Below are 14,938 nucleotides of genomic sequence, written 5' to 3' on the forward strand. Positions count from 1 at the left end.
TGCATACGGAGAAGGAGAGTTCTATGTCCATGTTAAAGAATATACGGGGCCTCATCGCGCTGTGTCTGCTCGTGTTTGCCGCTTGTTTCGGCGGGGCGGCGCAGGCTGCGGCAGAGGACGGTACGGCCCCGCTCGAACTGCATCCGGTCACGCTCACGGATCACGGCACGACGCTGACGATGACACTGCCGCAGGTGCCCGATTTTGAATCTCATGAAATGCCCCTGCCTAACGGGTTCTATATGAACGAATTTTCTTCGTATCGGAAGGATATGGATTTCCGCGTGCACGTCCAGCATATGATCTACGGGCACATGAACGGCGGGGAGCCGGTTGAGCCGCAGCTGGAGGAGACGGCTAAGGGGATGCGCAAAAACTTTAGGACGCTTTATAAACTTGACCGGTTCGACCGCGATGAGACGCTGGACCTGGACGGTACGCCGGCGCGCTTGCTCTCGTTCAGTTTTGCGATGGATGGCAAACGCTATACGGACGATTATCTTATGGTCGTTTTTGGGCAGGAGGAGTGGAGCGTATCGCTCACCCGTCCTGCGGGGAGCGTATCGGTCGAACAGCGTATGGACGAGATGCTGACCTCCGTTCGGGTGACGGCGGCAAAATAATCCGAGGCGGGATTTGAAACGTATCCGGCGGTATGCCGCAGACTATTTTTAGGAGAAGAAGCGATTGCACGGCGATTATTTAGAGATTGAGCGGAAGATTGAGCGCGGGGAGCGGCTGACGCACGAGGATGGCGTGCGTCTTTTCGCGTGTCCGGACATTGCCCGGATCGGGGCGCTCGCCGACCGCGTGCGCCGCGAGAAATGCGGCGACATTGTGTACTACAATGTGAACTGTCATGTAAACCTGACGAATATCTGCACCGCGCACTGTAAATTCTGCGCATTCGGGCGCGATGCCGAGGATAAGGGCGCGTACGAGATGAGCGTCGATGAGGCGGTCGCCCACGTCGCGGACGCGATGCGCGATCCGCATCTCGCGGGACTCCATGTCGTGAGCGGACTGCATCCGGACTGGACGTTCGACGACTATCTCCTGCGGCTCGCCGCCCTGCATAAGGCGTTCCCATCGCTTTATCTAAAGGGCTTTACGGGGGTTGAGATCACGCATTTTGCAAAGAGTTCGGGGCGTACGGTGCGCGAGGTGCTCCTGCGGCTGCGTGAGGCGGGGCTGCAGTCGATTGCGGGCGGCGGTGCGGAGATTCTGACCGACCGCGTGCGCGGCGAACTCTGTCCGAACAAGGCGACAGCGGATGAGTGGCTTGAGACACACCGTACGGCACATACGCTCGGCATCAAGACGAATGCGTCCATGCTTTACGGACACATCGAGACGATCGAGGAGCGTGTGGAGCACATGATGCGGCTGCGCGATCTCCAGGATGAGACGGGCGGATTCCAGACGTTCATCCCGTTCCCGTTTCTGCCGTCGAATACGGAGCTGGGGCGGACGGTGCGGCAGACGTCGATGTGGGACGATCTCAGGACGATTGCGATCTCGCGTCTGATGCTCGACAACTTCCGCAACATCAAGGCGTACTGGGTGATGCTGACCGTGCCCGTGGCACAGGTCGCGCTCTGTTTCGGTGCGAACGATATCGACGGCACGGTGCACAAGGAGACAATTCTCCACGATGCAGGTGCGAAGAGCCCCCGCGCACTCTCGGAGGATCACATCATCCGTGTGATCCGCGAGATCGGACGCACGCCCGCCGCGTGTGACTCGAATTTTAATATCATCGAGACGTATTGAGAGGGAGCGGGATCGCCGTGGGGCATTCACCGTCAGAGGAGGAACTATGTCGGCATACGAGGAGCGCATTGTGCGTACGATGGAGGCGTTCCGCCGGAATCGCTACGATGTCTCGCGGTTCGCGGAGCGCACAGCAGCGGCGGACTATCTTGCCGACGAGATTCGCGGCAAGCGCGTAGGATTCGGCGACTCCGAGACGCTGCGGGCACTTTCGCTCTACGAGCGTCTGAGCATGCATAACGAGGTAATCGACCCGCCGCGCGCGGGGCACGTCGGCGGTATCGAGGCATTTCTCGCGGCAGGGAGAGAGGCGCTGATGACGGATGTGTTCCTGCTCTCGGCGAACGCCATCACCGAGCAGGGGCAGATCTTCAACATGGACGGTGCGGGCAATCGTGTCGCGGGTTCGCTTTTCGGACATGAAAAGACCTACTTCGTCGTCGGCATCAACAAGCTTGTCCCCGACATCGAGGCGGGGATCGAGCGCATTCACCGCGTCGCCGCCCCGCGCAACGCGCACCGCAAGGGCAAGAAAACGCCCTGCGCGAAGGACGGCACGCGCTGCTATGACTGCGCGGCACTTGAGCGCATCTGCAATGCGCTGACCATCCACTACAAGAAGATGAGCTACCGCCCGATGGAGCTCGTGCTGATCGAGGAGGAACTGGGGCTATAAATTTGGATACACAAAAGGGGCTGTTGCACGAAGTTTTTGACCTGACCCCCAAAAGTTAGACTTAGAGGATCTAACTTTTGGGGGTCACTACATCTAGCTTCGTGCAACAGCCCTTTGTCATTATGTCAGCGGTATCGCTACAAGTGCCTCTTCCACCGCTTACGCGGTCCCCCTCCCCCGTGTCGCACGGGGGAGGCTAGGGTATGGTATCTTAGCTTCCCCCGTCACAACGGGGGAGCGGTCAACGTCATCCAATCGCACGTCGCTAACGCTCGTGTTCTTGGGTCGTTTTCCCATACGACCTGTTTCCCGATCAGCTACCCCCTTTGGGCTTGCTTCTCGGACAGGTCAGTAAGTGGCGAGCGCAGCGAACCGATAGGGGTGTTCGTGCAACAGCCCCTTTTTATATGCGAACGGTTACGTCTCATCATCCTTCGGATTCCCGTCCTCATCCAATGGAATGTAGACACCCTTCTCCTGCCATGGGTACTGGTACTTGAGCGTGACCTGATTGTCGAGCTCAAAATGCACCGCGGCAAGTGTGCCCGTGCCCGCCTCGTCCGTGCGACTGAGCCAGCCGCCATCATCGAGGCGTTCCTTCTGCGTGCGCAGCCATGCGGGGCTGCGCTTCGACAGCCCTGCCTCGTTCATGTGAAAGACGAGCCGCACGGATGTATCGCCCACGGGATAGTCGAAGCTGCAATAGGGCGCGTTTCGCTCGTAGTTCTTCGGATCGGGACGGAAAAGCTGGCGGAAATACGCAAGCCCCGCCTCATTTACCGTCATGCAGGCGATGGCGCGCTGCTTTTCGTACATTTCTCCATCGGCATCCACGCCGTCACGCAGCCCCAATGTTTCGCCTGTCGCAGCCGCCTCTTGCAGCTCCTCGTCAAACGTGGGATCAATCCAGTGGTAGGACATCTGCTCGATGGTCGCACCCTCCTCGATCTCACGCGCAAGCGTCAGGAATTCATGATCGTCCGGCACGAGCGCAAGTCCTTTCTGTACCGCCTCGCGCGCCCCGTCACGGTTGCCGAAATGGCTGCGTAGTTTTCCAAGCTGCAGATACGTCCACGGGTAGTCCGGCTCCTCACATACGCCCCTTTCTGCCGTGCACAGCGCATCGTCCAGTCGTCCGCAGTACATGAGGGCGACGGCGTAGCGGTAGTAGTATGTCCCACAGCCGTTTGCATTTGCCGCAGCCGCCGGCATCCACTGCGTTGTACGGTAGTAGTACTCGTAGGCATCAATATTGTTGCACGCATACGCATACCACAGCGCGATATCGAGATTGGCGCGTGCCTCCGCGCGTGTGAAATTCCCCTTGATTGTTCCGTTCTTGATGTACGATTCCAGATAGTGCAGCATCTTATAGAAATAGCCCGTTGAGCCGTCGTCCATCGCCTCAAGCTTCTTGACCGCTGCAGGGGAGAGCAGCGGTTTTCGTGCGGCATGGATGACACGCAGCCGCTTTTGACAGGCATCGATCATCTGCATTGTGTCCGTATCGTTCGGGAGAGCGGCAAGTGCTGCCTCGAAGCAGGGGAGGGCGCAGTCCTCACGGTCGAGGTAGTAGTAGGCATAGCCCATGCGGAAGTTCCAGAGATGGTCACCCGCGAAATAGTCCGCGTGGGGGGCGAGGAGGCCGATCGCCTTTTCAAAATAGGCGCGATCCTCTGCGCTCGCCGCATTGTTATAGGCGCGCGCCAGTTCGCTGTCCAGTTCCGGCGTGCGTTCCTCGGCGGGGAGTGCCTCGATCTCTGTGATGATTTTCTGAAATTCGTTGTTCTCGTGCCAAACTTGGCACTGTTCGAGTAGTGTCATGAAAAAACCTCTGCTTAGTCCCACCAGAAATACCAAATGTCTGACTGCTCAAGATCGTGCGCGAGACGTGTGACGGTCATGCCGGGCGCGCCCTGCTCGACGATGTCGGCGCAGAACGCATACTGCTCCTTTGCAAGCTGTAGTGCGCTCTCCTGTGGTACGGGGGCGGGCACGCTGTACTCAAGGGTGTCATAGGTGAGGACGGCGGGCACTGCACCGTGCCGTTCGTGCCAGTATTTCGACACCGCCATCAGTGCTGCGGTGTCGGGACAGTCGTTCCACCCGCCGAACGGAAGATACGCAAACACCGTCCACGGATGCTGCACGGGGATCTTGGCGAGAATCATCGGCTGCGTTTTCTGCGTCTCGTAGTCCCAATAGCTGATAAAATGGTTGACGGGATGTTCCTCCTCATCGAACGTTTCCGCGCGGTTCTGCTCAGAACGCTCTCCGAGCCGCTCCGTCAGGATCGCTTTACCGTCCCCAATGGGCTGTGCAAGGATTTTCCTGCGATATGTGTCCACCGCTTTGGCATCGAAATCGTAGTCCTCAAAGTCCCCGCGCTCCGCTCCTGCATTCATCGTCAGAATCTCCCACAGCGTATCACTCGGCACGATGAGCAGGGGAACATAGCCCTCGCGTACGCCGAGGCGACGGGCGTAGCTATATGCCGCCGTGATCGGATCATCGTCTGCCAGCGGCGGGAAATATGTGCAGTCACAGCCGAGATAGCGCATGAGTGCAGCTGTGCGCACGTCCGGTTTAGCATTTTTGCTCCGTGTGATTTCTCCTTTCGTTTTGGGAGCGTTCCTCCTCCATGCGTCCCATCGCTGTGCGATGAGCTGTGCCATTGCCGCATAGTAGTTTTCATCGAATGGGACAAAGAGGTATGCCTCCTGTTTGAACTCGTTCGAGTGGTAACGCGCCGCACCGAAGTAGGAGAGGGCATAATTGTCGATGTCCGAGGGGAAGGAGGGTGCCTCACCGTCGTAGTAATACTCCGCGAATGCCTTGCCCTCCGGGCTGAAAAAGCCGCGCCTGAGGAGCCCGTGCAGATTATCGCGGAGAAAGGAGCGCAGATCCGTCTCGGCAGGATATTCGCAGACGGCACGTATGGTTTCCCCATATTGACGGACAAACCACTCCGCCATCAGCTCGTGCTCGATGCACCAGCGCAGATAGATCGCGATGTGGTTGTACGCCGTGATCTCGTCCACGGGCAGCTTCTTTTTGCGCAGACTATCGAGATGCCACGCTGCCTTGTCCATCACGCGATTGTCGAAGTCCTTGGGTGTGTAACCGTTTTGCATTAGGGGGCTCCTTTTCCGTTATCCTTTGTTCCTGCTGAGCAGAAGACTGTCCAGCATCGTCTCCACAAGAGTGGTTGGTGTGACGGCAAATCCATCCGTCGTGATCGTTTGATTGAAGAATGCCACGGAACGGTCATGGTCTAAGAAATGGTTCTGTGCGAGATGCTGTTCGATGTCATCCAGCAGAAAAGCACACTGTTTGAGCACTTCGTCGGCGAACGCGTTGGCATAGTGGATGCTTTTCATCATGCGTTTGTATTTTGTCTTCGGGTAGGTATCTTGGAACGTCTGTCGGAGCAGTGCGATCATCTGCGCAAAGTCTGCGTTCATATCGATCCGATCGGATGGGATGATCTGTTCACGGCAGAGATGCTCGATCAGCGCGCGGCATTTTGTTTCGAGTGCGGCGCAGTCTTTTTCACGCATAGTGTTTCCTCAGGTCTGCTGGTGCTGCATGGAGACGATGCGGCAGTCGGGGCAGAACTCAATGTAGAGCGTGCCCTCCATATAGTCCGTCAGCGCATCCCAATGAATCTGCATGAGATACTTCATCGGCTGCCCGCAGTCGGGGCAGGTCGTGTATTCCCAGTCCTGCCACCAGAGCGCAAAGCCGCCGAGCGTGCAGGTGTCCTCGAAGCGTGCGCCGTAGAACAGAGGAACGGGCGTCTCGCCGAGGATGAGATTGTTTTCAAAAATCCTGACAAGCTCCTCTTCGATATACGTGGTATCACCCGCATCTTCGTAGGAAAGCACCTCGCTGCCGCCGTCGAGCGTATAGCGGCTCAGTATCGGCTCTGCATATGCGACGCAGTTCGGACAACAGGTCGCTGTGAGAATGCCGTCGATGCCGAGGAAGTGCAGACGCGCATCCCGTCCGTCCAGTATGAGCATATCCGCCATGCGGCTGCCGCAGTGCGGGCAGTTCTCCTCCCGTGGTCGGGCAATGCGGACGGGCGAGCGGCGGACCTCTTCATCTGATGCGGCGTGCACCAGCGTATAGCAGGTGTCGTAGTTCAGCGTGCGGCGTCGCCCCTCTGCGTCGAACGTCCAGCCGCCGCACTGCGCATAGACTGCGGGATCAACGTGCAGCTTCCCGCGCCACGGGCGCGGTGCACGTTCGAGTGCGAGGAGTGCCGCAAGGGATTGGTCATCTCCCTGCATACCGAGGCACATCATAAGCTCGTTCGCCTCATGTGCGACATCCGTCTCCATCAGTGCCGCGATCAGTCCGTCCCGTACATCCGTCGGTGCATGATAGTAGAGTGCCGAGGGCCAGAAGGAACGTGCCGCGAGTGCCGCGCGTGGGATCTCCGGTACGAGCCGTCCGCGACAGCAGAGCAGATACCAGAAATCATCGGGGACATCCTCGATCTGTGCGATGATCTCCTGTTCCTTGGCCGCGACCTCCTCGGGCGTCCATGCGAGTGCCGCACGGCGATTCGCCGCTGTCCTGCACCTCCAGCAGAGCCCCTTATAGCCGAGCTCCGTGCCGCAGTCAGGGCACTGGTAGGGAAGCGTCATGATCGGCTCCTTTCCGTGATTCCTGTTGTGGGAATATTCATCTGTTTTATGATAGTATAGATGTATTACGGCTTCAATAGGTCTTTCGGGTAAAGTTTGGCAACAAGACCTGCCTTGATACGGGTCAAGGCAGTGCGCTCTACAGAATTTGCAAAATCCCGCCGCATTTGGTACACTTGCGGGAGTGTTGTAAGGACTCGCTGATAAAATAGACCCTCAGATTGGCGTAGATTTTTTCGTCCGAACAAGGAGGCAAACCGGACGCATAGCCAAAGCTATGTGGAGGATCGCGGGCACAGTGCGGGCAAAAAAGATGCGTCAAGATGGCGGTGCTGAATTTATCAGTGCTTCCTTAAGGAGAGAATATCGTACATGAGTGATCGAAAGAAAGCCCGTGCTGCCGCCGAGCGCGGGGCGCGGCTGACGAAGGAGGATGCGCTCGCCCTCTACGAGGACAACGACCTTCTCGCGCTTGCCGCGTGGGCGCGTGCGGCGAAGGAGCGCGCGAGCGGGAAGAACGTCTACTATACGGTGAACCGCCACATCAACCTCACGAATATATGCAGCGCGAACTGCCCGCTCTGCGCGTTCCAGGTGGAGCAGGGCGATACGCGCGGCTATATTATGGAAACGGATGATGTCGCGCGTGTATTGGAGCTGGCGAAAAAGACACCGCGTCTCACGGAAATCCATATCGTGAGCGCGCTGCATCCCGACCGCCCCTTCTCCTACTACGAGAGCGTGGTGCGGCAGGTGCGCGCGGCACTGCCCCATGCGGACATCAAGGCGTTTACGCCTGTGGAGGTTGTGAACTTTGCGAAGACGGAAGGGACTTCCGTCCGCGCCATCCTGCGCACGCTGCAGGCGGCGGGGCTGTCGTCGCTCCCCGGCGGTGGTGCGGAGATTCTGTCCGACCGCGTCCGCGCCATCATCTGCTCGAACAAGGCGACGCGTGCCGAGTGGCTCGACTGCATGCGTACGGCGCACGAACTCGGCATCCGCACAAATGCATCCATGATGTACGGGCACATCGAAACGGTGGAGGAGCGCATTGACCATCTGCTTGCCCTGCGCGAGCTGCAGGATGAGACGGGCGGCTTTCAGGCGTTCATGCTCTTTCCGTTCCATCCCGAGAATACGGCACTTGGTGCGGAGAAGAAACTCGTGCGCGTCGGTTCGTGGGAGGATATGAAGATGCTCGCTCTCTCGCGCCTTGTCCTCGATAATGTCGCGCATTTCAAGGCGTTTTGGGTCATGCTGACGCAGCCCATTGCGCAGCTTGCTCTCGGCTTCGGCGCAGACGATCTCGACGGAACGATCGGTGAGGAGAAGATCATTCACGCGGCGGGCGCACAGACGCAGACGGGCATCACGCGGCGCGAACTGGACGCGATGATCCGCGAGGCGGGCTATGTGCCTGTGGAGCGCGACACATTTTATCAGCCGATTGCGGCAGGGGAGGGCGCATGAGACTATCGGAGCGGGAGGCGGCAGACCTCCTCACGAGCGGCGATCCCATCGACCTCGGACGCGCGGCGGACGCGGAGCGCGCGCGGCGGTTCGGCGATACGGTGACGTTCATCGTTGACCGCAACATCAACTATACAAATGTATGCGTGAACGAATGCCGTTTCTGTGCATTCTATACAAAGGTGGGCGCGGAGGACGGCTACCTCCTGCCGATGGAGGAGATTCTCGCGAAGGTCGGTGAGACGGCAGAGGCGGGCGGCACGCAGGTCATGATCCAGGGCGGTATTCATCCCGACCTGCCGCTTTCCTACTATGAGAATATGCTGCGTGCGATCCGTGACCGCTATCCCTCCATCGTGATCCACTCCTTTACGGCGACGGAGATTCTGTACTTTGCGGAAAAGGAGGGCATTACCATCGAGGACACGCTGCGCCGGCTGCAGGATGCGGGGCTTGCCTCGCTCCCCGGGGGCGGTGCGGAGATCCTCGTCGATCGCGTGCGCAAGCTCATCGCACCGAAAAAGATCATGACCGAGGATTGGCTGCGTGTGATGCGGACGGCGCACAAGATTGGGATGGAGTCGACGGCGACGATGGTGATCGGCTTCGGCGAGACGATGGCGGAGCGCGTGGAGCACATGGAGCATATCCGCCGTTTGCAGGAGGAGACAGGCGGATTCCGCGCGTTCATCACATGGACGTTCCAGCCCGGCAACACCGCGCTCGGCGGGGAAAAGACGTCGAGCTGGGATTACATGCGGACACTTGCCGTAACGCGCCTATACATGGACAATGTGCCGCATATACAGGGATCGTGGGTGACGCAGGGCGAGCGCATCGGACAGCTCACGCTCGGGTTCGGCGCGGACGATCTCGGCAGCATCATGCTCGAAGAGAACGTCGTGCGCGCGGCGGGCACGGCGTACAATATGTCGATCCGCAAGATGATCGAGCTGATTCGCGGCGCGGGACGAGAGCCGGCACAGCGCGATACGCGCTACCGCGTGATACGGAGGTTTTGAGATGAATGCAGAGACGGCGGGACGGGAGATATTGACGGAGAAAGATGTGCCGCAGGCGGGCTATGCCGTGATCGGCGGATCGGGGACGCTTTCGAGCGATTTCCCGCGCGCGTCTATGGCGGCGGATGTGGAGATCATCGCGGATGGGCTGCATTTTATAACGCCGTACGGGGAGAGCCCCGCGTTCCGTCTCTTTTCCGTCGCGGGGCGGCGCGTCCTGACCTGCAAAATGCACGGCTGGCGCAGCGGTGTCACGCGCGCGGACGCGTCGCGCCAAGTATTTTGGGTACTGCGCGCGGCGGGCGTGCGGCGCATCCTCTCCGAGGGCGGCGTCGGCACGGTCAATCCCCTGCTCGACCCGCGCGATTTCCTCATCCCCGACGACTACCTCGACCTCTCCGTGCGCAAGGACGTCATGCTCGACGGGCGCTATCTGCTCGTCATGCGCGACGCGCTCTGCCGTGAGCTGCGCGAGACATTGATTGCCGAGACGCGGAGACGATATGCGGGACGTATCTTTGACCGCGGCATCTATGCCGTCACCGACGGACGGCATTTCGAGAGTCCCGCCGAGATCGCTATGCTGAAGGGGCACGCCGACATCGTTGGGCAGAGCCTTGCCCCCGAGGTCTACCTCGCGCGCGAGATCGGCGCGTGCTATGCGGGGCTGTATTTCGTCGTGAACTACGGCGAGGGGATTCGCCCGTGGTCGCACGATGTGCTCACGGATATCTTTTACGACGACGCCCCCATGATCGGCGACATCCTCCTCTCCACGATTCGCAGCGTCCCGGATGACGCGTATACCTGCGAATGCCGCGCCCTGCGGAAAGAGACACTGCTTAAGGATGTTTACAATAAGGAATCTGATAAAGGATAAAGGCAACAACAAAAAAGGCTCCTCCACATTGCTGCTTATAGTGCAATGTGGAGGAGCCCCTTTAACGATCAGACCTTACTTTCTGCTGCCGCTTCATAACCGAGCATGAGCGCCTGCATATTCTGCTCCACCGTATGCGGCGGGACGCGGTTTTGCACGGCGGCTTCCACCGCGGAGAGAGGGACGAGACCCGCGATGCGTGTGATCGCGCCGAGGGCGACGATATTGGCAAAGAGGGCTTTGCCGAGCTGCTCGATGGCGAGCGTGGTGATGGGGACGGAGACGATGTGCGCCGCGTGCGGCACCCGGGGGACGAGCTCGCTGTCCACAATCAGGATGCCGTCCGCGTCGTCGAGGTCGCCCGCGTATTTATCCGCCGCCGCCTGCGTCATGGCGAGCACGATGTCGGGGTGCTCCACGTGCGGGTGGTAGATGGCGGCATCGCTTACAATGACCTCGGAGCGGGACGCGCCGCCGCGCGCCTCAGGGCCGTAGGACTGCGACTGCGCGACGTTCATGCCGCACGCGGTCGCGGCCTCTGCAAAGATGATGGCGGCGGTGATGACGCCCTGTCCGCCCGAGCCGGAGAGACGAAGTTCTTTCTGCATGTCAAAGCCCTCCTGCGCGGCGCATGATCTCTGTATTTGCCGCGCCGTATTCCGCGCCCTCGCACGCGTGGAGGAGACCGATGGGGAATTTGTCCGGCGTGCGCTTTTCAGGCGGAAGTTTGTCCCACGCGCTCTTCATGACGGCGTGGTCGCGCATCCACGAGAGCATCGCGGCGGGCGCCCCCATCTTGTTCCGGCGTCCGTAGGCGGTGGGGCATTGGACGATGGCTTCGATGAGGGAGAACCCGTGACTCTCTAGGCCGCCCGAAATCATTTGCGTGAGATGCTTGACGTGGAACGCCGTCGAGCGCGCGACGTAGGTCGCGCCCGCAGCCTCGGCAATGCGGCAGGCGTCGAGCACGCGGTCAACCGTGCCGTAGGGCGCGGTCGTCGTGGACATGCCCGTGGGCGTCGTCGGCGAGGTCTGCCCGCCCGTCATGCCGTAGATATTGTTGTTGAAAAGGACGACCGTCAGATCGACGTTGCGCCGGCAGCCGTGCAGGAAATGATTGCCGCCGATGGCAGTACAATCGCCGTCTCCTGTAATGACAATGACATTCAGCTCGGGGCGCGCGAGCTTGATGCCCGTGGCAAAGGGAATGGCGCGCCCGTGCGCCGTATGCACCGTGTCAAAGTCCATGTAGCCCGACCCGCGCGAGGAACAGCCGATGCCGGAGACGATGACCGTATTGTCCTGCGTGATGCCGTCCGCGCCCTCGATCGCCTCGGCGATGCATTTGAGCGCCGTGCCGTTACCGCAGCCGGGACACCAGAGGTGCGGCAGACGGTTTTGCCGGAAAAACTGCTCGTAGCCGCGGTCGATGTCCGTGTGCAGATTTGTATTCATATCCGCCATTATGCCCGTCCCTCCTCACACATGCGCCGAATCTCCGCGAGAATCTCCTGCGGAGTGAAGTCCAGCATATTGTATTTGAGCGCGGCACGGACAGGCGTGCCGTGCGCCGCGCGCGCGACTTCGTGCACGAGCTGACCGTAGTTCAGCTCCGCGACGAGGAGCGATTTCACGCGATCTGCGAGCCGTGAGACGGCGGCATTGGCAAAGGGCCAGATCGTTTGGAGACGCAGAAAACCGATGGCAAGACCCTCCGCACGCGCCGCGCGGACGGCTTCGTAGGCAGTGCGCGCCGTGCCGCCGTAGCTGACGACGGCGTAGTCCGCGTCCTCCATAAAATGTTCTTCCACATGGATGATCTCCTCGCCCACGCGGTCGATTTTCTCATGCAGACGGCGCAGCATGGTCTCGGTCACGGCGGGACTGCCCGAGGGGAAGCCCGTCTCGTCGTGGAGAAGTCCCGTCACGTGGATGCGATAGCCGTCGCCGAACCGTGCGACGTTGGGGACGAGGTCTTCGCCCACGGCGTACGGCTCGTAGCCCTCGGCGCGTGTCTTGGTCGGCAGGCGGCGCGGGTAGATGTCGAGCTTTTCGGGGGCGGGCAGCGTGACGTTCTCGCGCAGATGCCCGACGATCTCGTCCGTCAGCAGGATGACGGGCGAGCGGAACCGCTCCGCGTAGTTCACCGCCATGACCGCCATGTCGAACGACTCGCGGACGCTCCACGGCGAAAGCACAATGATCGGGTGATCGCCGTGCGTGCCCCAGCGCGTCTGCATCACGTCGCCCTGCGCGGGCGCAGTTGGTTGCCCCGTGGAGGGACCGACGCGCTGTACGTTGACGACGACGCAGGGAATCTCCGCGCACGCGGCATAGCCGATCAGCTCCTGCTTCAGCGAGAAGCCGGGGCCGCTCGTCGCGTCCATGACCTTTGCACCCGCGAGCGACGCGCCGAGGATCGCGCCCATCGCGCCGATCTCATCCTCCATTTGGAGGAACGTGCCGCCGATTTTCGGCAGCAGCAGCGCCATCTGCTCCGCGATCTCCGTCGACGGCGTGATGGGGTAGCCCGCGAAGAACGTTACCCCCGCCGCGACCGCGCCCTCGGCGACCGCCTCGTTGCCCTGCATTAGTCGGGCAGAGGAATTTGTTTTGCTCATACGACTGCCCTCCGCTCCACGAATATCGCAAAATCGGGACAGCGCATCTCGCACTGCCCGCAGGCGATACAATCATCGGGACGGACGGGCGTGATCTTGCCGAGGAGGCTCACCTCGAGCACCTTTTTTGGGCAGAATGCCGCGCAGATACCGCAGCCCTTGCACCTTTTTTCTTTGATAAACAGCTCACCCTTCATGGCGTTCAACTCCCGCCGGGATGCGGAACACATCCCACAATACACAGAACACATCTTCATCCCGTCGGCTATGCTGCCGTTTCTTCTTTGGATGATAGTTCCATTATAACAGAAAATACAGAAGAAAAGAAATAAAATGCATGAATACATGTCGTATTTCGGTCTGTGTATACGGGGCTATTGACGCATGGGCGGCGGCGTGGTAATCTGTACGATCATTGAACTTTTGCAGAAATATCGGGAGGTGCTCCTTGCAGTTCTATACCTATGCCTATATCGTGCAGCGCAGTCAGGTCAGCGACGCCGTGCAGTACGCGCTTTCGTTTCTCGCGCTGGCGGCGCTGCTCTTTGTGATTTTCAAATATCTGCGCAGCCGGTTCGTCTCGCGCTACCGTGATCTCATCGTTATTCTGCTGCTCACCGTTTTATTTCTCGGCGGCGTTCAGTACAGCGGCTATACGCAGACGAGGAGCGATCGGGAGCAGACATCGCGCATGGCGCTGTTCCTGCACCGCATCGCGGATGATCTCGGCGTCACGGTGAATGAGGTGCGGACGAACTCGACCAATCTGAAACAGGGGATGATCGTCAGCGTGCACGGGACATACTACACCGTGACGTTCAATGCGGATTTTACCTCGTTTCGCTATGATCGGACGCATCTGATGAGTCGGGATGTGCAGATCGTGGATAAGGAGGACTGACATGATCGTCTATTCGCTCGTACTCGTGAAGCTCGCGCTCGGACTCCTGTGTCTCATTCTGCAGATCAATCTGCTCGGCAAGGGGAACCTCGCGCCGAGCTCGGCGACGGATCAGGTGCAGAACTATGTGCTCGGCGGCATCATCGGCGGCGTGATCTACAACAACGACATCTCGGTGCTCGAATTCGTCCTCGAGCTCATCGCGTGGACGCTGCTCGTCCTGATTCTGAAATATCTAAAGTCCACAAGCAGCACGCTCAAGGCATTCGTGAACGGACGCCCCGCCGTCCTCATCGAGCGCGGCAAACTCAAGGTGGAGGAGTGCATGCGGCACGGTCTGCTTGCGCACGACATTCATCTGAAACTGCGCATGGCGGGCGTCTACTTCGTTAAGGATGTGAAGCGCGCCGTGCTCGAGCCGAACGGGCAGCTCACCGTCATCCAGTACGGCGAGCAAAATGCGCGCTATCCGCTCATCCTCGACGGGCAGATTGACGACGACGCCCTTGAACTCATCGATAAAGACCGCGTGTGGTTAAAGGGGGCGCTGCGGGAGGCTGGATATGAGCTGAAGGATATTTATATTGGGGAGTATAAGGAGGGGAAGCTAGCCTTCTACCCTTACGAAATGTGACGCGGGATTTTGGCGCATAGCTGTGTCACTGCAAAAAATCCTGCGGAGGGCGTAGGGAACGCCGCCGTATTGCGTTCAAGGGCACGGCAGCGCCGTGCCCCTACGGGGGCGGCGTGAATTGCTGAGACTTCTCACGATGCAAGGGGAACGCACCGCCTCAGGCGTTCCGCCGTTCTCTATCGTACGGTGAGGGGGCATATATCGCCGTCGCGGAGCTTTTACCCCGCAGGGGCGGCGTGCTCCGGTTGTTTCTTGTCGACGCAATGTCGCCGCGCCGCGGTACTGCCCGGCGCATGATCGACCGCC

16 protein-coding genes are annotated in these 14,938 nt (G+C 59.8%); 8 read left to right on the forward strand and 8 right to left on the reverse strand.

Translation table 11 applies throughout. The features are described 5' to 3' along the window. Nucleotides 1-23 precede the first annotated feature (23 nt). The 3 genes from HMPREF9162_RS02245 to HMPREF9162_RS02255 all read left to right on the forward strand — a co-directional run bounded on the left by HMPREF9162_RS02245 (nt 24) and on the right by HMPREF9162_RS02255 (nt 2,449). Nucleotides 24-623, forward strand: coding sequence for a hypothetical protein (locus HMPREF9162_RS02245; RefSeq protein WP_232208081.1), 600 nt, complete (start codon nt 24-26; stop codon nt 621-623). A gap of 64 nt (nt 624-687) precedes the next feature. After that, complete coding sequence (gene mqnE / locus HMPREF9162_RS02250) at nt 688-1,773, forward strand: aminofutalosine synthase MqnE (protein ID WP_009752658.1); 1,086 nt, start codon at nt 688-690, stop codon at nt 1,771-1,773. A gap of 46 nt (nt 1,774-1,819) precedes the next feature. Further along, nucleotides 1,820-2,449, forward strand: a complete 630-nt coding sequence (locus HMPREF9162_RS02255) for an LUD domain-containing protein (protein ID WP_009752513.1) — start codon at nt 1,820-1,822, stop codon at nt 2,447-2,449. A 417-nt stretch (nt 2,450-2,866) separates the two neighbouring features. On the opposite strand, the gene HMPREF9162_RS02260 is transcribed toward HMPREF9162_RS02255, so the two are convergent. From HMPREF9162_RS02260 to HMPREF9162_RS02275, 4 genes are read right to left on the reverse strand one after another with little or no spacing between them, the layout of a single operon-like run. Next, nucleotides 2,867-4,273 carry a hypothetical protein gene (locus HMPREF9162_RS02260; RefSeq protein ID WP_009438226.1) on the reverse strand — a complete coding sequence of 469 codons (1,407 nt, stop codon included), beginning with the start codon at nt 4,271-4,273 and terminating at the stop codon, nt 2,867-2,869. Between the two features lie 14 nt (nt 4,274-4,287). After that, the gene (locus HMPREF9162_RS02265) at nt 4,288-5,583 is read right to left on the reverse strand and encodes a DUF4253 domain-containing protein (protein ID WP_009658590.1); all 1,296 of its coding nucleotides are present in this window, start codon (nt 5,581-5,583) and stop codon (nt 4,288-4,290) included. Between the two features lie 18 nt (nt 5,584-5,601). Then, a complete protein-coding gene (locus tag HMPREF9162_RS02270; protein ID WP_009438266.1) occupies nt 5,602-6,009 on the reverse strand; it encodes a hypothetical protein in 408 nt (135 codons plus the stop codon). A gap of 9 nt (nt 6,010-6,018) precedes the next feature. Continuing rightward, nucleotides 6,019-7,104: a hypothetical protein gene (locus HMPREF9162_RS02275; protein ID WP_009658661.1), complete on the reverse strand. Its 1,086-nt coding sequence runs from the start codon at nt 7,102-7,104 to the stop codon at nt 6,019-6,021. Between the two features lie 372 nt (nt 7,105-7,476). On the opposite strand from HMPREF9162_RS02275, the gene mqnE (HMPREF9162_RS02280) reads away from it, so the two are divergent. From mqnE (HMPREF9162_RS02280) to HMPREF9162_RS02290, 3 genes are read left to right on the forward strand one after another with little or no spacing between them, the layout of a single operon-like run. Then, a complete protein-coding gene (mqnE, locus tag HMPREF9162_RS02280) occupies nt 7,477-8,574 on the forward strand; it encodes an aminofutalosine synthase MqnE (protein WP_009752633.1) in 1,098 nt (365 codons plus the stop codon). Next, a complete protein-coding gene (gene mqnC / locus HMPREF9162_RS02285) occupies nt 8,571-9,596 on the forward strand; it encodes a cyclic dehypoxanthinyl futalosine synthase (RefSeq protein WP_009752646.1) in 1,026 nt (341 codons plus the stop codon). The genes mqnE (HMPREF9162_RS02280) and mqnC overlap by 4 nt, the downstream gene beginning before the upstream one ends. 31 nt (nt 9,597-9,627) lie before the next feature. Then, on the forward strand, nt 9,628-10,476 hold the full coding sequence (locus HMPREF9162_RS02290) for an MTAP family purine nucleoside phosphorylase (RefSeq protein WP_037350145.1): 849 nt from the start codon (nt 9,628-9,630) through the stop codon (nt 10,474-10,476). 68 nt (nt 10,477-10,544) lie between these two features. On the opposite strand, the gene HMPREF9162_RS02295 is transcribed toward HMPREF9162_RS02290, so the two are convergent. The 4 genes from HMPREF9162_RS02295 to HMPREF9162_RS02310 are packed head-to-tail and all read right to left on the reverse strand — an operon-like array spanning nt 10,545 to nt 13,294. After that, on the reverse strand, nt 10,545-11,084 hold the full coding sequence (locus HMPREF9162_RS02295) for a 2-oxoacid:acceptor oxidoreductase family protein (protein WP_009438272.1): 540 nt from the start codon (nt 11,082-11,084) through the stop codon (nt 10,545-10,547). Nucleotide 11,085: 1 nt separating this feature from the next. After that, nucleotides 11,086-11,940: a thiamine pyrophosphate-dependent enzyme gene (locus tag HMPREF9162_RS02300; protein ID WP_009752758.1), complete on the reverse strand. Its 855-nt coding sequence runs from the start codon at nt 11,938-11,940 to the stop codon at nt 11,086-11,088. Beyond that, a complete protein-coding gene (locus tag HMPREF9162_RS02305; RefSeq protein WP_009752635.1) occupies nt 11,940-13,097 on the reverse strand; it encodes a 2-oxoacid:acceptor oxidoreductase subunit alpha in 1,158 nt (385 codons plus the stop codon). The genes HMPREF9162_RS02300 and HMPREF9162_RS02305 overlap by 1 nt, the downstream gene beginning before the upstream one ends. Beyond that, a complete protein-coding gene (locus HMPREF9162_RS02310; protein ID WP_009658625.1) occupies nt 13,094-13,294 on the reverse strand; it encodes a 4Fe-4S binding protein in 201 nt (66 codons plus the stop codon). The genes HMPREF9162_RS02305 and HMPREF9162_RS02310 overlap by 4 nt, the downstream gene beginning before the upstream one ends. A 251-nt stretch (nt 13,295-13,545) precedes the next feature. On the opposite strand from HMPREF9162_RS02310, the gene HMPREF9162_RS02315 reads away from it, so the two are divergent. Beyond that, entirely contained in the window at nt 13,546-13,998 is a 453-nt protein-coding gene (locus HMPREF9162_RS02315; protein WP_009658707.1) for a DUF3290 domain-containing protein, read from the forward strand. 1 nt (nt 13,999) lies between these two features. Next, nucleotides 14,000-14,632 carry a DUF421 domain-containing protein gene (locus tag HMPREF9162_RS02320; RefSeq protein WP_009752674.1) on the forward strand — a complete coding sequence of 211 codons (633 nt, stop codon included), beginning with the start codon at nt 14,000-14,002 and terminating at the stop codon, nt 14,630-14,632. Nucleotides 14,633-14,938: the final 306 nt, after the last annotated feature.

This window comes from Selenomonas sp. oral taxon 137 str. F0430, assembly GCF_000183625.1.
GTDB classification, from domain to species: domain Bacteria; phylum Bacillota; class Negativicutes; order Selenomonadales; family Selenomonadaceae; genus Centipeda; species Centipeda artemidis.